Origin of the sequence: Rhodococcus sp. MEB032, assembly GCF_030208925.1 — a bacterium.
In the GTDB taxonomy this organism is placed as follows: Bacteria; Actinomycetota; Actinomycetes; order Mycobacteriales; family Mycobacteriaceae; genus Rhodococcus_F; species Rhodococcus_F qingshengii.
Genome location: NZ_JARVSY010000052.1, coordinates 17,632 through 33,577, shown reverse-complemented (window position 1 = coordinate 33,577; position 15,946 = coordinate 17,632). Strand labels below are relative to the sequence as shown.

The 15,946-nt window shown below is 63.8% G+C and carries 17 protein-coding genes; 11 read left to right on the top strand and 6 right to left on the bottom strand.

Annotated features, from left to right (window positions below; all coding sequences use genetic code 11):
* Position 1 precedes the first annotated feature (1 nt).
* Positions 2-748, bottom strand: coding sequence for an FAD-binding oxidoreductase (locus QRN54_RS31905; RefSeq protein WP_209448427.1), 747 nt, complete (start codon positions 746-748; stop codon positions 2-4).
* Positions 749-764: 16 nt separating this feature from the next.
* Positions 765-1,961: an FAD-binding oxidoreductase gene (locus QRN54_RS31900; protein ID WP_007726748.1), complete on the bottom strand. Its 1,197-nt coding sequence runs from the start codon at positions 1,959-1,961 to the stop codon at positions 765-767.
* Positions 1,962-2,143: 182 nt separating this feature from the next.
* Between QRN54_RS31900 and clpB the strand changes: the two genes are divergently transcribed.
* The 5 genes from clpB to pyrE all read left to right on the top strand — a co-directional run bounded on the left by clpB (position 2,144) and on the right by pyrE (position 8,255).
* Positions 2,144-4,696 carry an ATP-dependent chaperone ClpB gene (clpB, locus tag QRN54_RS31895; RefSeq protein WP_007726750.1) on the top strand — a complete coding sequence of 851 codons (2,553 nt, stop codon included), beginning with the start codon at positions 2,144-2,146 and terminating at the stop codon, positions 4,694-4,696.
* 158 nt (positions 4,697-4,854) lie between these two features.
* Positions 4,855-5,826 carry a hypothetical protein gene (locus QRN54_RS31890; RefSeq protein WP_064688856.1) on the top strand — a complete coding sequence of 324 codons (972 nt, stop codon included), beginning with the start codon at positions 4,855-4,857 and terminating at the stop codon, positions 5,824-5,826.
* A gap of 86 nt (positions 5,827-5,912) precedes the next feature.
* The gene (locus tag QRN54_RS31885) at positions 5,913-6,800 is read left to right on the top strand and encodes a TtfA family protein (protein ID WP_003944407.1); all 888 of its coding nucleotides are present in this window, start codon (positions 5,913-5,915) and stop codon (positions 6,798-6,800) included.
* Between the two features lie 46 nt (positions 6,801-6,846).
* Positions 6,847-7,647, top strand: a complete 801-nt coding sequence (locus QRN54_RS31880) for an SDR family NAD(P)-dependent oxidoreductase (protein WP_037131478.1) — start codon at positions 6,847-6,849, stop codon at positions 7,645-7,647.
* 74 nt (positions 7,648-7,721) lie between these two features.
* On the top strand, positions 7,722-8,255 hold the full coding sequence (pyrE, locus tag QRN54_RS31875) for an orotate phosphoribosyltransferase (protein WP_003944385.1): 534 nt from the start codon (positions 7,722-7,724) through the stop codon (positions 8,253-8,255).
* 51 nt (positions 8,256-8,306) lie between these two features.
* Here the strand turns inward: pyrE and QRN54_RS31870 are convergent, their stop codons facing one another.
* The 3 genes from QRN54_RS31870 to QRN54_RS31860 are packed head-to-tail and all read right to left on the bottom strand — an operon-like array spanning position 8,307 to position 10,627.
* Positions 8,307-9,563, bottom strand: a complete 1,257-nt coding sequence (locus QRN54_RS31870) for an MFS transporter (protein ID WP_003944384.1) — start codon at positions 9,561-9,563, stop codon at positions 8,307-8,309.
* 23 nt (positions 9,564-9,586) lie between these two features.
* Positions 9,587-10,030 (bottom strand): MarR family winged helix-turn-helix transcriptional regulator, encoded by a 444-nt coding sequence (locus QRN54_RS31865; protein WP_003944339.1) that lies wholly within the window; start codon positions 10,028-10,030, stop codon positions 9,587-9,589.
* A gap of 33 nt (positions 10,031-10,063) precedes the next feature.
* Complete coding sequence (locus QRN54_RS31860; protein ID WP_047269489.1) at positions 10,064-10,627, bottom strand: TetR/AcrR family transcriptional regulator; 564 nt, start codon at positions 10,625-10,627, stop codon at positions 10,064-10,066.
* Positions 10,628-10,690: 63 nt separating this feature from the next.
* On the opposite strand from QRN54_RS31860, the gene QRN54_RS31855 reads away from it, so the two are divergent.
* Together QRN54_RS31855 and QRN54_RS31850 are read left to right on the top strand one after the other, a co-directional pair.
* A complete protein-coding gene (locus QRN54_RS31855; protein WP_003944312.1) occupies positions 10,691-11,371 on the top strand; it encodes a lysophospholipid acyltransferase family protein in 681 nt (226 codons plus the stop codon).
* A 49-nt stretch (positions 11,372-11,420) separates the two neighbouring features.
* Complete coding sequence (locus QRN54_RS31850) at positions 11,421-12,134, top strand: lysoplasmalogenase (RefSeq protein ID WP_285183926.1); 714 nt, start codon at positions 11,421-11,423, stop codon at positions 12,132-12,134.
* Between the two features lie 4 nt (positions 12,135-12,138).
* Here QRN54_RS31850 and QRN54_RS31845 read toward each other — a convergent pair whose 3' ends face one another.
* Positions 12,139-12,582: a hypothetical protein gene (locus QRN54_RS31845; RefSeq protein WP_007726759.1), complete on the bottom strand. Its 444-nt coding sequence runs from the start codon at positions 12,580-12,582 to the stop codon at positions 12,139-12,141.
* Positions 12,583-12,616: 34 nt separating this feature from the next.
* Here QRN54_RS31845 and QRN54_RS31840 point away from each other — a divergent pair, with 34 nt between their 5' ends.
* The 4 genes from QRN54_RS31840 (at position 12,617) to QRN54_RS31825 (ending at position 15,937) form a co-directional block, all read left to right on the top strand.
* The gene (locus QRN54_RS31840) at positions 12,617-13,399 is read left to right on the top strand and encodes an SDR family oxidoreductase (protein ID WP_165639204.1); all 783 of its coding nucleotides are present in this window, start codon (positions 12,617-12,619) and stop codon (positions 13,397-13,399) included.
* A gap of 67 nt (positions 13,400-13,466) precedes the next feature.
* Positions 13,467-14,066, top strand: coding sequence for a DUF6636 domain-containing protein (locus QRN54_RS31835; protein WP_064074646.1), 600 nt, complete (start codon positions 13,467-13,469; stop codon positions 14,064-14,066).
* Positions 14,066-14,758, top strand: a complete 693-nt coding sequence (locus QRN54_RS31830) for a TrmH family RNA methyltransferase (protein ID WP_042452183.1) — start codon at positions 14,066-14,068, stop codon at positions 14,756-14,758. Before QRN54_RS31835 ends, QRN54_RS31830 begins: the two co-directional genes overlap by 1 nt.
* A gap of 57 nt (positions 14,759-14,815) precedes the next feature.
* Complete coding sequence (locus QRN54_RS31825; RefSeq protein WP_003944321.1) at positions 14,816-15,937, top strand: glycoside hydrolase family 76 protein; 1,122 nt, start codon at positions 14,816-14,818, stop codon at positions 15,935-15,937.
* Positions 15,938-15,946 lie beyond the last annotated feature (9 nt).

Sequence of the window (15,946 nt, the reverse complement as noted above, 5' to 3'; positions counted from 1 at the left end):
GTCAGTACGGATCGAACTGAATGACCTCGGCCGGCGTTCCGGCCTCGATCAATCGATCACGCGTCGACCGAACCATGGCCGCCGATCCGCACACCAGGACCTGATGTTCGGTGAACGCACCGTACGACGCGACGACGTCGGCGAGCGTGCCTTCGATGAGATGATCGTCGCCGAATCCGATGTCGACGTTCAACCGGTCGAACCATCCGTCGGGCGGGCCGCCGTCGGAGAGATCTTCGACGACGGGAATGGGCTGCAACCACGGAAACTGATCGGCGAGTAGCCACAACATGTCCGCCGCATAGAGATCGCGAAGCGTTCGGCCGCCGAAGAAGAGGTACACCTGCGGCGGGTTCGGGGTCTGAGCCAGATCGAGAATAATCGACCGGAGTGGGGCCAAGCCGGTTCCGCCCGCGACCATGATGACGGTGGGGCCGTTCTCGTCGACGGACAGGTTGCCGCGCGGGTCGAGGATCTGCCAGACGTCACCAGGCTGGGTGTCCTTGACTATCGAACCGCTGACCCAACCGCCGGGAACCGTCTTGACGTGAAACTCCAACTTCCCGTCGTGTGAGGGAGGCAGTGCGGGGGAGAGTCGACGGAGCAACCGCGAATTCTGCGGGATGCTGACGTCGACGTACTGGCCCGGTCGGAACGGGACGACGTCGCCGACAAGACGAACAACCGCCAGATCCTCACGGAGACGGTGATGTTCGACGACTGTGCTCGACCAGGTTCGCTGGGCCATGAAAGTTCTCCTGTAGTCAGTAGAGCGGGTCGTGCCGGATCTGGTCGAGCGGAGTTCCGCCGGCACGCAAGGCGTAGACGGTTGTCTTGATCATCGACGGTGACCCCGAGATCTGCACCTGACGGTCGGCCCACGAACCGAACTGCGCGACCACTTTTCCGATCGGTCCGATCAGCCGGCTGTGCATTCCGAACGGTGGTTCGAGCACCGGTCCGTTGTGCCACCAAGGGTTTTCGGGTTCTTCGGAAACCGGTACGACGGTCAACCACGGGTTGCTGAGCGAGATGTGCCAGAGGGTTTCGAGGTCGTACAGATCGCAGGGATAGCGGCCGCCGACGAACAGGTGCACGCGCGGGTTGTGCGCGCGTTGAGACATTTCCATCACCTGTGCCCGCAGTGGAGCGATACCGGTGCCGGACCCGATCATGAGAACGTCACGGTCGCTGGTGAAGTCGACCTCGAGACCGCCGAGGGGAGTGGACATGACCCAGCGGTCACCGACGTTGGTCTCGCTGACGATCGCGGGGCTGACCCATCCTCCCGACACCTTGCGGATGTGGAACTCGAGCTGACCGAAAGGGTTGGTCGGAATCGCCGGTGAGTAGTACCGCCACATTTTCGGGCGCTGGGGAATCTGAACACCTACGTATTGCCCCGCTCCGTACGGAATGGGTGGGTCGGCTTCGAGGCGCACAATCGCCAGATCGTCGAGGACTCGTTCGTGGCTGACCACGGTTGCGCCCCAGAGCGCCGGGGTCGTATCGGATTCGGCGCCGTCGGCCATCGTGCCGACGACGAGGTCGGTGAACTGAGACCAGGCCTCGTCCAGCTCCGGCGTCCACTTGTAGCGGCTGTGCGCGCTCGTGCCGTACATCGACCGAACCGCACGCTTCAGAGCGACGCCGGCGGCCTCGTAGTGCTCACGCTCGACGCCGTAGCGACGGTGGTCGCGGCCGAGTTGGGTGAGGAACTTCCGGATTCGGCGATGCTGGGGCAGATTCTTCACGACGAACTCGATGGCTCTGAAGAAACGGTGGCCCTGCGATTCCATCCCGGCGGGGAACAATGAGCGGTACAGAGGATGTTCCGCAAAGAGGCCGGTGTAGAACACTGCCGAGAAGTGCGCACGGCTCTCTTCGTCGTCGGTCAGAGAATCGAGGCTGGATTGCAGACGGGCGATCACTGTCGGATCCAATCCATCCCCCTTTCGCACCAGCTGCAACTCTCGCCACAATTCTAGTACGGCTGAAAATGTGACCTACGAAACCAACTCGGCCTGGCGAAAACAAACTTGAGCGGAATAGACTCAAGTTTGTCCGCGTTGAGCATATTGACACAGTCGCAATACCAACCGGTCGCGGCTCTTCCCGTTCGACTTCGCCAGAAAGGTGACAAGTGGACTCGTTCACACCAACAACCAAGACCCAGGCTGCGATGACGGCTGCACTGCAGTCGGCGTCGTCGGCGGGTAACCCCGATATCCGGCCTGCCCATCTGCTGGTCGCATTGCTCGACCAGACCGACGGCATCGCTGCCCCACTACTCAAAGCTGTAGGCGTCGACCCCACGGTCGTACACCGTGAAGCACAGGCAATCGTCGATCGCCTACCCAAGACAACCGGCGCAAGCTCCACCCCGCAACTCGGGCGTGAGGCACTCGCGGCACTCACTGCTGCTCAGCACCTCGCCACCGAGATGGACGACGAATACGTCTCCACCGAGCACGTCCTCTACGGACTGGCCGGCGGCGACTCCGACGTCGCACAGTTGCTCGTACGGCACGGCGCCACCCAGGACGCATTGCGTGAAGCCTTCACCACCGTCCGCGGTAGCGCTCGCGTCACCAGCCCGGAGCCCGAAGGCACCTACCAAGCGCTGGAAAAGTACTCCACCGACCTCACCGAAGCTGCACGTAGCGGCAAGCTCGACCCGGTGATCGGTCGCGACACCGAGATTCGCCGTGTCGTGCAGGTGCTCTCGCGTCGTACCAAGAACAACCCGGTACTCATCGGTGAGCCCGGCGTCGGCAAGACCGCGATCGTGGAGGGCCTTGCCCAACGCATCGTCGCGGGTGACGTCCCGGAATCGCTGCGAGGCAAGACCGTCGTGTCCCTGGATCTCGGGTCCATGGTCGCCGGTGCCAAGTTCCGCGGTGAATTCGAAGAACGCCTCAAGGCTGTCCTCGACGACATCAAGAACAGTGCCGGACAGGTCATCACCTTCATCGACGAGTTGCACACCATCGTCGGCGCCGGAGCCACCGGTGAATCCGCGATGGACGCAGGCAACATGATCAAGCCGATGCTCGCCCGTGGTGAGCTGCGGCTGGTCGGTGCGACCACACTCGAGGAGTACCGCAAGTACATCGAGAAGGACGCAGCACTCGAGCGTCGTTTCCAGCAGGTGCTCGTCGGTGAGCCCTCGGTCGAGGACACCATCGGTATCCTGCGCGGCCTCAAGGAGCGCTACGAGGTGCACCACGGCGTGCGCATCACCGACTCCGCGTTGGTGGCGGCTGCCGCGCTGTCGGACCGCTACATCACGTCGCGGTTCCTGCCGGACAAGGCCATCGACCTCGTGGACGAAGCCGCATCGCGACTTCGTATGGAGATCGACTCGCGTCCCGTCGAGATCGACGAGGTGGAACGCACGGTTCGCCGACTCGAAATCGAAGAAGTGGCACTCGAGAAGGAAACCGACGACGCGTCCAAGGCTCGGCTCGAGAAGCTGCGTCAGGAACTCGCGGACGACCGCGAAAAGCTCAATCAGCTCAGCACCCGCTGGCAGAACGAAAAGCAGGCCATCGACTCGGTGCGCGTGCTGAAGGAACAGCTCGAAACCCTGCGAGGAGAGTCCGAACGCGCTGAGCGTGACGGCGATCTGGGCAAGGCAGCCGAGTTGCGCTACGGCCGTATCCCGGCGCTCGAGAAGGAACTGGAAGAGGCAGCAGCCGCTTCCGGAGCTGCCTCCGACGGTGACGTGATGCTCAAGGAAGAGGTCGGGCCCGACGACGTCGCAGACGTGGTCGCAGCCTGGACCGGAATCCCCGCCGGCCGGATGATGGAAGGCGAAACCGAGAAGCTGCTCCGCATGGAGTCCGAACTCGGCAAGCGTGTCGTCGGCCAGACCGACGCCGTCGTCGCCGTCTCGGATGCGGTTCGCCGCGCCCGAGCAGGTGTCGCCGACCCCAATCGGCCCACCGGTTCGTTCCTGTTCCTCGGCCCGACCGGCGTCGGCAAGACGGAGCTCGCCAAAGCCTTGGCGGACTTCCTCTTCGACGACGAGCGCGCGATGATCCGCATCGACATGAGCGAATACGGTGAGAAGCACTCGGTGGCCCGACTCGTCGGTGCTCCTCCGGGATACGTCGGCTACGAAGCCGGTGGCCAGCTCACCGAAGCAGTTCGACGACGCCCGTACTCGGTGGTCCTCTTCGACGAGGTCGAGAAGGCACACCCCGACGTGTTCGACGTCTTGCTCGCAGTACTCGACGAAGGCCGACTGACCGACGGTCAAGGCCGCACGGTGGACTTCCGCAACACCATCTTGATCCTGACCTCCAACCTGGGATCCGGTGGCACGCGGGAGCAGGTCATGGATGCGGTACGCCACGCGTTCAAGCCGGAGTTCATCAACCGTCTCGACGACGTGGTCATCTTCGACTCGCTCTCCGAGGAGCAGTTGGAGCACATCGTGGACATCCAGCTCGAGCAGTTGCAGAAGCGTCTGGCTGCGCGTCGTCTCACCCTCGAGGTGAACGGTGCGGCTCGGATGTGGCTCGCAGTGCGCGGCTACGACCCGCTGTACGGCGCTCGGCCATTGCGTCGACTCGTTCAGCAGTCGATCGGCGACCAGCTCGCCAAGCTGCTCCTGGCCGGCAAGGTCCAGGACGGCGACACCGTGCACGTCGGTGTCAGCGAGGACGCGGATCAGTTGGTTCTCTCCTGATTCGGTAAGCGGAATGCCCCGTCGATCCACTTGGATCGGCGGGGCATTCGCATTTTGTTCTACCCTGGATGGCTGGATGCTCGAACCGGGGACGAGTGCACCCGCGCCTCTCCGAACGACTCCGACGCTCTTTCGTCCCAACCGAAGGTGAGCCAGGCATGACCGATCAGAACGATCCGCGTAACTCGGGTGGGCCGCGCCGTGAGGATCCCGAGGCGACCGAGGTGTGGGGGCGTACGCCCGACCAGCCGACGGAGCAGTACGGGACGGTGTCCGGCCAGAATCCGAACCAGCCGACGGAGTATTTCGGTCAGCCGCCGGGGGCACAGCAGTATCCGGGGGCACAGCAGTATCCCTACGGCGGACCGGATCAGAACACGGAGTACTTGGGGCAGCAGGGGCAGCAGCCGAATCCCACTCAGGCGTTCCCTGCCTACAACCCGCAGTTCGATCCGCAGGCCCCGCCGCCTGGTGCGACGCAGGCCTATCCGCCGTACACCGCTCAGCAGTACGGGAACCCGGATCAGTACGGGAACACGCAGCAGTACGGAAATACACAGCAGTATCCGGTTGCCGGTGGTGGCGGTGGAGTTCCGCCGGAACAGCCGTTCATCGACGATGGATCGTCGGGCGGCGGTAAGAAGCGCAAGCTCGCGACGTGGGTGGCCGCCGGTGTGGTCGGGATCCTGGTCGCCGTGATCGCGATCATCGCGTTCTCGGCGTTCGGCTCGAACGACAAGGGCACCCAGACCGCTTTCGTTCCCCCGACCACCACGACGCAGGCGCCCACCACGACACCGCCGAAGGCCAGCACCACGGCGCCGACTCCGACGACGGATTCTCCGCTCAGCCAGCTTCCAGGCGGGCTCGGCGAAGTCATCGGTGACGCCGGGGGAGCCGTCGGCACCGTGAAGTCGAACGACGGCGGCACGTTGGTCATCGATTCGATCGGGGGTTCGCAGGTGACGATTCTGACCACCGCGGACACCACGCTCATCGCGCTCAACCGCGCCACCATCGCCGATCTGCAACCGGGAGACAACATCGTCGTCGACGGCACGCCGGTGGAGAACGGCACGATGACCGCCAACACGATTCTGAGTACGTCGCTGCCGAAGTTCGGCAACTGAGTCGTTCACGACACATCGGGCGAGTCCACCAGGGTGTCGCGGGAGGTTGAGGCCGCGAGTCGCTACCCTGGAGGGTGATGACTGGAATGTGGTTCGGACTGGCAGCAATTGCACTCGCAGGCGCGGGTGCGCTTCTGTACGTCGACAGGACGAGGCGAGATCAATCCGGGCGAGTGCGTCAGATCTGGGCCAAGGCGCAGGGTTACACGTACACGGCCACTGACGATCAGCTGGCAGGCGAATGGCACCGCGCGGTCATGGCCAAGCAGGACTACCTGACTGCTACCGACGTCGTCCGCGGCCGCCGTCGCGGAGAGCAGTTCGTGCTGTTCGACCTGGAGGAGACCGCAACCATCGTGGCTGTTCGCCGCGAGATCGGGTCGGACGTCGACATCGATCTTCGGTTGAAGTCGACGGCTCCGCCCAAGGACGGCGACCTGAACCTGTTGGGTGCGATCGGTTCACGAGTCGTCTTCGCGACCGATCTCGAGATCGCACGTCGTGTCTGTGATCAGCGCATGGTGGCGTTCACCGAATCGGTTCCGCCGTCGATCAGCATGCTGTGGAGCGAAGGGCAGTGGACGCTCGGTTCGCTTCCGGTGACCAGTAACGGCCGGGACTGGGACGCGGCAATCGAGTCGGTTGCGCGCCTGTCCGGCATTCTGCATGTCCTGCCTCCCGTCACCGATCCCAACGAACTCGAGGTCGATCACGATCCGAGCCGCCCGCGGCCGGGCGCCGAGAAGTCTCGCCCAACTCCGGATCCGGTAGAACAGCCCCGTTCGCGTCAAGAGCAGCCGCCCCGTGACGCTCCGCCGCGTGAATTTGCCCCGCGTGAGTCCGCACCGCGTGAGCCCGCACCGCGGGAATCTGCGCCACGTCCGGATCAATCGCTGCGCAAGCCCGAGGCGGCTGACAAGCCGGCTCAGCGCCCGGCGTCGCAGCGCTCGGGCACAATTCGCCCGGTCGACTGACCTTTAAGGTTCCCGTCCAGGCGCGATAACCACTAGCGTGGCCGGTATGTCGACTTCCCACTCGGATCGCCCTGTGCGTCCCGTTGCCCTGGTGACCGGACCCACCTCTGGTCTCGGCGCCGGTTTCGCCAAGAAATACGCCTCCCTCGGATACGACCTGGTTCTCGTCGCACGTGACGAGGTCAGATTGCACGACCTCGCGTCCGAGTTGAAGACGATGTTCGGCACCGAGTCGGAGATTCTGGTTGCCGATCTCGCATCGGAGGCCGGACGCGACACGGTCGCGCTTCGTCTGGAGAAAGGCGTCGAGGTGTTGGTGAACAACGCCGGATTCGGTACCTCCGGCGAGTTCTGGACCGCCGATCCGGCGCTCCTTCAGTCTCAACTCGACGTCAACGTCACCGCCGTGATGCGGCTGACCCGTGCGGCGCTGCCCAGCATGATCGCGTCGGCGCACGGAACGATTGTCAACGTGGCGAGCGTCGCGGGCCTGCTGTCCGGGCGGGGTTCGACGTATTCGGCAAGCAAGGCCTATGTCATCTCGTTCACCGAAGGGCTGTCCGGCGGGTTGGCCGGGACGGGAGTGCGCGTGCAGGCGCTGTGCCCGGGCTTCATTCGCACCGAGTTCCACGAGCGCGCGGGCATCGAGATGTCCACGATCCCCAAGCCGATGTGGCTGAGCGTCGACCAGGTGGTTGCGGCGTCGATGAAGGATCTCGGTGACGACAAGGTCATCAGTATTCCGGGATTCCAGTACAAGGTCCTCACGACGGCCGGGCGTCTCGTTCCCAAGGGGCTGGTTCGCCGGCTGACCAACATCGTCGGACGAGGCCGCGGGCGGACGTAGCCCAGAGGCGGAAGCCGGACGTAGCCCAGAGGCAGAAGCCGAACACAAGGCAGTGGTCGGTAGGCTGAGCACTCATGAGCGATCGTGAGGATTTGGCTGCGCTGGTGCGCGAATTGGCTGTTGTACACGGAAAGGTGACGTTGTCCTCGGGCAAGGAAGCCGATTACTACGTCGACCTTCGCCGCGCGACACTTCACCACAAGGCAGCGCCGCTGATCGGCTCGCTGCTGCGTGAACTGGTCGCGGACTGGGATTTCGACGCCGTCGGTGGTTTGACGATGGGCGCCGATCCGGTTGCCATGGCGGTGATGCACGCTCCCGGCCGACCGATCGATGCGTTTGTCGTCCGCAAGGCTGCGAAGGCCCACGGGATGCAGCGCCAGATCGAGGGCCCGGACATCGTCGGCAAGCGTGTCCTGGTTGTCGAGGACACGACCACGACGGGCAATTCGCCGTTGACAGCAGTGAAGGCCCTGCGCGAGGCAGGGGCCACCGTGGTCGGAGTCGCTACGGTCGTAGATCGCGCCACGGGTGCGGATGCGGTGATCGGTGCCGAGGGCGTCGAGTACCGCTCGCTGCTGGGCCTGGAAGATCTGAACCTGAGCTGACGCCCCGTGAGTGGTTAAGGAGTCCCTGCGCTCCTCAACCACTCACATGGGTCAGTCGCCTACGGTGACGGCGAGTGCTTCGTCGACGCTGTGCGGCGCGGGATCGTGGTCGTCGACGTGAGCGAGAACCTTACGTCCGCTCGACAGGACGAATACGGCGGCGAGGGTGAGCACCGCGCCGACCCAGAACGGCATGTGGACGTTGGATTCGCCGAGCTTGCCGGCTACCCACGGAGCAGCGGCGCCGCCGACGAATCGAACGAAGCTGTAAGCAGCCGAGGCGGTCGACCGCTCCACGGGAGCTGAGATCATGACGGTTTCGGTGATGAGTGTGTTGTTCACGCCGAGGAACAAACCGGCGAGGACGACACCGACGATCAATACGATCTTGTTCTCGGTGAACAGCGCCATCATGCCCAGGTCGAGTGCGAACAGGGTCAGTGCCAGCATCATCATCGGCAGGGTGCCGAAGCGTCGTTGCAGGCGAGGGGCGAGGAAAACCGACGAGATCGCCAGCATCAGGCCCCAACCGAAGAAGATGAATCCGATCGGGTACGCCCCCATGTCGAGGGGGAACGGCGTGTACGCGAGCAGCGTGAAGAATCCGTAGTTGTAGAGCAGCGCGGTGATGGCAACGGTGAGTAGCCCGCGGTGCCGCAACGCCTGGAAGGGCGCAGCGATGGACGTGTGGTGTTCGGGCTTGGGTGCGCTCGGAAGCATCACCACGATGAGAATGAAGGCGACCGCCATCAGGGCTGCGACGCCGAAGAACGGTGCGCGCCAGCTGATGTCACCGAGAACTCCGCCGACCAGCGGTCCGACTGCGATACCGATGCCCAATGCAGCCTCGTACAGGATGATCGCCCGTGCCACGCCGCCGCTGGCCGCGCCGACGATTGCCGCGAGCGCCGTTGCGATGAACAGTGCATTGCCGAGTCCCCAGCCCGCACGGAATCCGACGATCTGGCCGATGGTGCTGGAAGCGCCTGCCAGAGAAGCGAACACGATGATGATGGCAAGGCCTGCAAGAAGTGTTTTCTTGGCGCCGATGCGGCTGGACACCACACCGGTGATGAGCATGGCCACGCCGGTGACGAGCATGTAGCTGGTGAACAGCAGCGAAACCTGCGACGGTGTGGCGTCGAGTTGTTCGCCGATCGGCTTGAGGATCGGATCGACCAATCCGATGCCCATGAAGGCGATGACGCTGGCAAAGGCTACCGCCCACACCGCTTTCGGTTGTTTCAGGAGGCTCGGCGGAGCCTCGTTCTGGTGCGTTGATGTCGCGGTCGTGTTGCTCACGGCCACCTCCTTTTTCAGTGGTGGGTGTTTCAGCTGGGATCGGAAGTCTTGATGATGGACCGCAATTCGGCCAATCCGTCGGCCAGTTTCTTGATCTGCTCAGGCCCGAGTTCGACGAAGTGGGGGACTAGAGCGTCGGCGATCTCGTTTCGACCGTCGTTCAAGATCTTTCGGCCCTTGTCCGTCATGGCCACTCGAACTGCCCGGGCGTCTTCGGGGTCGGCGCGGCGTTCGACGTAACCGTTCTCGCCGAGTTTGCGCAGTAGTGCAGTGGCAGAGGGCTGCGAGCTTCTGTCGAGTCGAGCGAAGTCGCTGATCCGCATTTCGCCGTATTCCTCGAGTAACGAGAGTGCGCGCAGCCAGGCGCGTGGGTACTGATCGGACGCGAAGGAGCCTGCCAGCTTCGCGAAGCGGTGCGTATTGCTCACGAGGTCGACGAGTAGTTCGTGCAGTTGCTGTTCTTCGTCTGTCACGAAGAATATTATTGCATAGGTTAACTATGTAAATCAACGAGTCCGTGGAAGGTGGTCCGTCACGGCGGTGGCTACCAGCGACGGCACATCGAGGTCGGGTGCGACGAGTGTGAGGCTTCGATTTGCCGCCAGCACTGCGATGCCGTGGGTTCCGGTCCAGATGTTCAACGCAGATGTGGTGGGATCGGAGGCGTCGGCCTCTTCGGTCAGGGATTGCAGGGCGGCGAAGAGTGGGAGAGAAGACTCTCGGAGGTTGCTGCCTGCGCCCTCGAGGAGGTCGTGGCGAAACATCAACTCGAACATCGCCGGTCGCTCCTGGGCGAACGACACGTATTCGATTGCTGCCGAGATCAATCGGCTACGAGCGGGTTGTTTGCCGGCGAGGACGGGATCGAGTCTGTCGGCGAGATCGCGCAGGCCGTGTGAGGCAATTGCGGCTAGCAGGCTGTTGTGGGTCGGAAAGTATCTCCGCGGGGCGCCGTGCGACACGCCCGCCCGACGCGCTATCTCCCGTAGCGTCAGTTCTGTGGCGCCGTCGGCATCGAGAATCTCGACGCCGGTGGCGACGAGTGTTTCGCGAAGGCTGCTGACAGTCATGGAAGACAGTGTCTACTATTCTCGTCGTAGACACTGTCTACTAGACGGAAAAGGTGATGCCCTGTGCTCTATTGGCTGTTCAAATACGTCCTGATCGGCCCGGTCCTCTGGCTGTTCGGGCGGCCGACGATCGAGGGGCAGCACCACATCCCCAAGAAGGGGCCGGTGATTCTCGCCGGCAACCATCGGGCAGTCGTCGACTCGTTCTTCCTGGTTCTCATGGTGCGCCGACGCATCACCTTCGTCGCGAAGAGTGAATATTTCACCGGGACCGGTGTGAAGGGCGCGATGCAGCGCTGGTTCTTCGGTGGGGCCGGTCAGGTGCCGATCGACCGTAGCGGCGCCGACGCCTCCCGTGCGGCGTTGGACACGGCCATCGGGATTCTAGACAAGGGTGGTGTCTGGGGGATCTACCCCGAGGGAACACGATCACCCGACGGTTGCCTGTACAAGGGAAAGACCGGAGCGATTCGAGTTGCCTTGGAAACCGGGGCGCCGGTCATTCCCGTCGTCGTACACGGCGGCGACGCAGTCAACCCGCCGGGTACGCGGATGTGGCGCTTCAGCAAGGTCCGGATCACGGTAGGGGAGCCGATCGACTTCTCTCGGTACCGCGAACTTCGTGGCTACCAGGCCGTCGTGCGTGCGGCGACGGACGAATTGATGGCAGTGCTCTGTGACCAGTCGGGGCAGGAATACGTCGATGTCTACGGCGCGGACGTCAAATCCGGCGATGCCGCCTGAGTGACCCAGTACGGTCGCTGTTGGACGTGTAACCAACAGGAGGATTGTGATGGCGGGCAAGTGGAGCATCGAGCACGCAGTTTTTGCGGCGGCGACGGCAGCGACAGTGGTCGGGGCAGTAGTCGGTAACGAGCGGGTTCAGCAGATCGCGAAGCCGTTGATCGCACCCGCTCTGGCCGCCCGAGTGCTGCGCAAGCGCTCGGAGACGGAAACTGCCGATACCGCACTGCTTCTGGCCGGTCTCGCCGCTGCAACTGTCGGCGACGTGTTCATGATCGACCCGGACAACGATGCTCGTCTGATCAAGGGCGCGTCCTCGTTCGCGGTGATGCAGGCCAGTTACTCGGCGCTCCTGCTGCGCCGCGGCGCTCGGCCGACCCGCGCTGCCCTGCGGCCCCGCATCAGCGGTTGGTCGACGGCGTCCGGACTGCTCCGTGCCAAGGCCCCGAGCGTGTCGACGCCGCTCACCGGATATGGATTGATGTTGGGAACCACCTCGACGTTGTCGGCGGACCCCGCTCTGGCACCGCAGTCCAACGCCGTGCTCGACGTGGTCGTCCCGAACAAGGATCGACGCTCCTGGCTAGGATTGGGCGGAGTGCTCTTCACCGCATCGGACGGACTGATCGTGGTGCGTCGTCTGTTCATCCGCGGGACTGCCGGCCGCGCTGCTGCCGAGGGAGTGATCCTGGCGTCGTACGCGGGAGCGCAGCTGATGCTGGTGGAGGGCATGTTGGCGCTGGGACGCAAGAAGAGCGTCTAGTCCTTCACGGGCACAGCATGATTCGGTCTCGGTTCTTCGGGTCCACCATGACGGTGACCGTGGATCCGGGAGTGATCTTGTCTTTGTACTCGGGTCGGATCTCGTACTCGATCCGGCCCGAGTACGAATCGGAACCTGGAACCGTGAGGTGGAGTGCGAGCTTGGCCAATTCGCCGTCGACGGTTCGGCGCAGGGGTGTGACGGTGTCGATTCGTGCCCACCCTTCGAGGCCGTGCTTTTCGAGTTTGCGCTCGGCGCGGGTCGGGCGGTTGGCCCATGCCATTCCGAATCCGAGAACCGAGCCGAAAGCGGCGAGCAACCCGCCGATCTGATAGGGCAGCGTGCCAGGTGGGGTGTGCTCGACCAGCCATCCGAGCCACACGGCGAGCACGATCAGATACCCCACCGCGATGAAACACACGGTGTGTACGACGCGACGGTGATTCATCAGATTTCCTCCACATCCAGGATAGCCTGACCGGATGAGCGAACCGAACGTCTTCATCACCGGTGCTGCGGCTGGAATCGGGCGGGAGACGTCGCTGTTGTTCGCGCGCAACGGATACCGCGTCGGCGCGTTCGACATCGACGACGCCGGCCTTGCCTCCTTGAAGGCCGAGATCGACGGTTTCGGTGGGAGCGTCGTGACGGATGTCCTGGACGTCACCGATCCGGCCGGATGGGCGCAGTGTCTGGCCGATTTTGCCGGGGAGTCCGGGCGTCTGGACATCCTGATCAACAATGCGGGCGTGCTCTCCTCGGGACGGTTCGAGGATATTTCTCTTGCGGCGCATCGCCGAATGGTCGACATCAACATCACCGGCACCCTCAACGGCACGCACACGGCTTTCCCGTACCTCCGCGATACCGTCGGCGCCCAGGTGGTCAATCTGTGCTCCGCTTCGGCGATCTACGGCCAGCCCGAACTGGCGACGTACGGTGCAACCAAATTCGCGATCCGCGGCCTGACCGAGGCGCTCGATCTGGAATGGGCACAGCACGACATCCGTGTTCTCGCGCTCTGGCCGTTGTTCGTCCAGACCGCGATGGTCACTGGAATGGACACCGGAGCCACCAGATCGTTGGGTATCAAGCTGACTGCAACCGACGTCGCGCAGGAACTGTGGGCGGCCACACGCGGCGCCGGACGGATGCACAAGGTTCACTACCCGGTCGGAACTCAGGCGAAGCTCTTCCTCAGCGCGTCGCGGTTCTCGCCCGCGTGGCTCTCACGGCTGATGAACAAGCGCGTCACCAGCACTTAGTCGACCACACGATAGAGTGCACTGTCGGCTGTTGCTGGGCCAAGATGACGTGTGTGGAGGTAGTCGGGTGGTTCGTGTTCGGGTGGGGTTCGTCTTGTTGGGCGTCGGGTCGGCGCTAGTGCTCGCAGGGTGCGGCGGGGAGGCGGATTCAGCGCCGACCGTAGCGGCGCAGCCCAGTTCGTCCACCACTACCGCAGTGCCGACGACAACCACCACCGTCGCGCCCGTCGTCCCCACGACCACCGAACCACCGACCACGACGCTGCCACCGACGACGACACTCACGGACGTGCAGTTCGAGCGCAACGAGTCGTACTACTTCACCACTCCCGACGGAAACTTCCAGTGCGGCATCATCAAGTTGCCCACCAGAATCGAAGCCGGGTGCGAGGGAACGACCACTCCCGTTCCGCCGCGGCCGGAGAGCTGCATGGTCAACTGGGGCAACGGTATTCGCGTCACCGACGAGGGTGAGGGTGCTTTCATGTGTTCGGGCGGAGAGGTGTACACCTCTGGCGGCCCCGACGCCGATCCGGTGTTGGCGGCCGGTCAACCGCTGAGCAAACTGGGTTTCACCTGTACGACCACCGCGACAGACGTCTCGTGTGTCAACGATCAGACCACGCACGGCTTCACCGTGGCTGCAGATTCCAACGAGGTGTTCTGATGACCGAAGTCGCAGCCGACGACGTGTCCGGCGGAGCCGGTGAACCGGGACCCACCGAGTGGGGCGAGAATCCCAACGGCGTCGGACCCTGGGCCGAGGAGCACGACACGGAACCGCCGACCGACGAGCGCTACGACCCGGTACTTCTGGCCGAGGGTGATCGTCGAAACGTCTTGGACGAGTATCGGTACTGGACGCGGGAAGCGATAGTCGCGGATATCGACTCGCGCCGTCACACGATGCATGTCGCCATCGAGAACTTCGCGCACGACGCCAACATCGGCACGGTGGTCCGCACGGCCAACGCGTTTGCCGCGGCCGCGGTCCACATCGTGGGGCGTCGGCGCTGGAATCGGCGGGGCGCCATGGTGACCGATCGATACCAACACATCGTTCACCATGCAGACATCGGCGAACTCGTCGAGTACGCCCGTGAGAATTCACTCACGATCGTGGCCGTCGACAACACCCCGGGGTCGGTGCCGCTGGAAACGGCAAGCCTGCCGCGGGAGTGCATCCTGCTGTTCGGTCAAGAAGGCCCCGGAGTGACCGATCATGCGAAAGAGGTTGCGTCCATGACGGTCTCGATCGCACAATTCGGTTCGACTCGCAGCATCAACGCCGGTGTCGCGGCCGGCATCGCGATGCACGCGTGGGTACGTGAGCATGCCGATCTCGCCGATTCCCGCTGATCTCGCTCGCGAATTCCGGCTAGCGTGTAGCGCCTCGACCAGACAGGATAGGTAGTTATGCAGGAAGTGTGGGCAGAGCGGGCCGATGCGGCTGAGGGCGCGATAGTCAGTCGTCACCTTCGGCGCCTGTGGGGAATGCCCCGGACAGCACTCGGCGTGGTTGCCTGGCCTGCTGTTCGACGCGAGCGGATGTTCAAGCCGTGGCACTACTGGTGGCAAGCGCACCTGCTCGATACTGCGATCGACGCACTCGAACGTGACCCGACCCCCAAGCGTCGTCGCCGGGTCGCGAAGGTTGCCCGCAGTGTGCGGGTCCGCAACGTCTCGGCGTGGACCAACAACTACTACGACGACATGGCGTGGCTGGGCCTCTCGCTCGAACGTGCGCAACGCATGTTCTCGGTCGATCACCGAACCGCGGTTCAGGCGCTCGAATCGCAACTCTTCGATTCGTGGTCCCCGGCCGACGGCGGCGGTATTCCGTGGTGCAAAGGCTCCGATTTCTACAACACACCGGCAAACGGACCCGCCGGAATCATGCTGGCGCGCACCGGAAAACTCTGGCGTGCGCAGGCAACGGCCGACTGGATCGACGAGACACTGCGGGATCCGGACTCCGGACTGATCTTCGACGGTATCCGCCGCGACGGCACCCTCGAGCGCGCGATCTATTCGTACTGTCAGGGCGTCACGCTGGGGTTGGAAACCGAGTTGTCGACACGATTGGGCGAACCGCGCCACCGCGAGCGAGTCCACAAACTCGTCGACGCCGTGTACGACGGCATGACCGAGTACGGAGTCATCACGGGCGGTGGCGGAGGCGACGGCGGACTGTTCAACGCAATCCTGGCTCGCTACCTCGCGTTCGTGGTGGTGAACCTGTCCTGGGAGACTCACGAGGACCTGCGAGCGCGCGAACTCGCAGCGCAGATCGTTCTGTCCTCCGCGGAAGCGGCCTGGAACAACAGACTGCAGATCGAAGGTCTGCCGCTGTTCGGGCACGACTGGACCAAGGATGCTCAATTGCCGAGTCTGTCCGGCGACATCGCCACCTTCGCCGCCGGAACCGTGCGCTCGTCGAGCGTGCCCGAGCGAGACCTCTCGGTGCAGGTAGGTGGGTGGATGCTCATGGAGGCGGCATTTGTCGTCTCGGCGGCTGGATACCCGCGTAAGCGTTAGGCTTTTCCC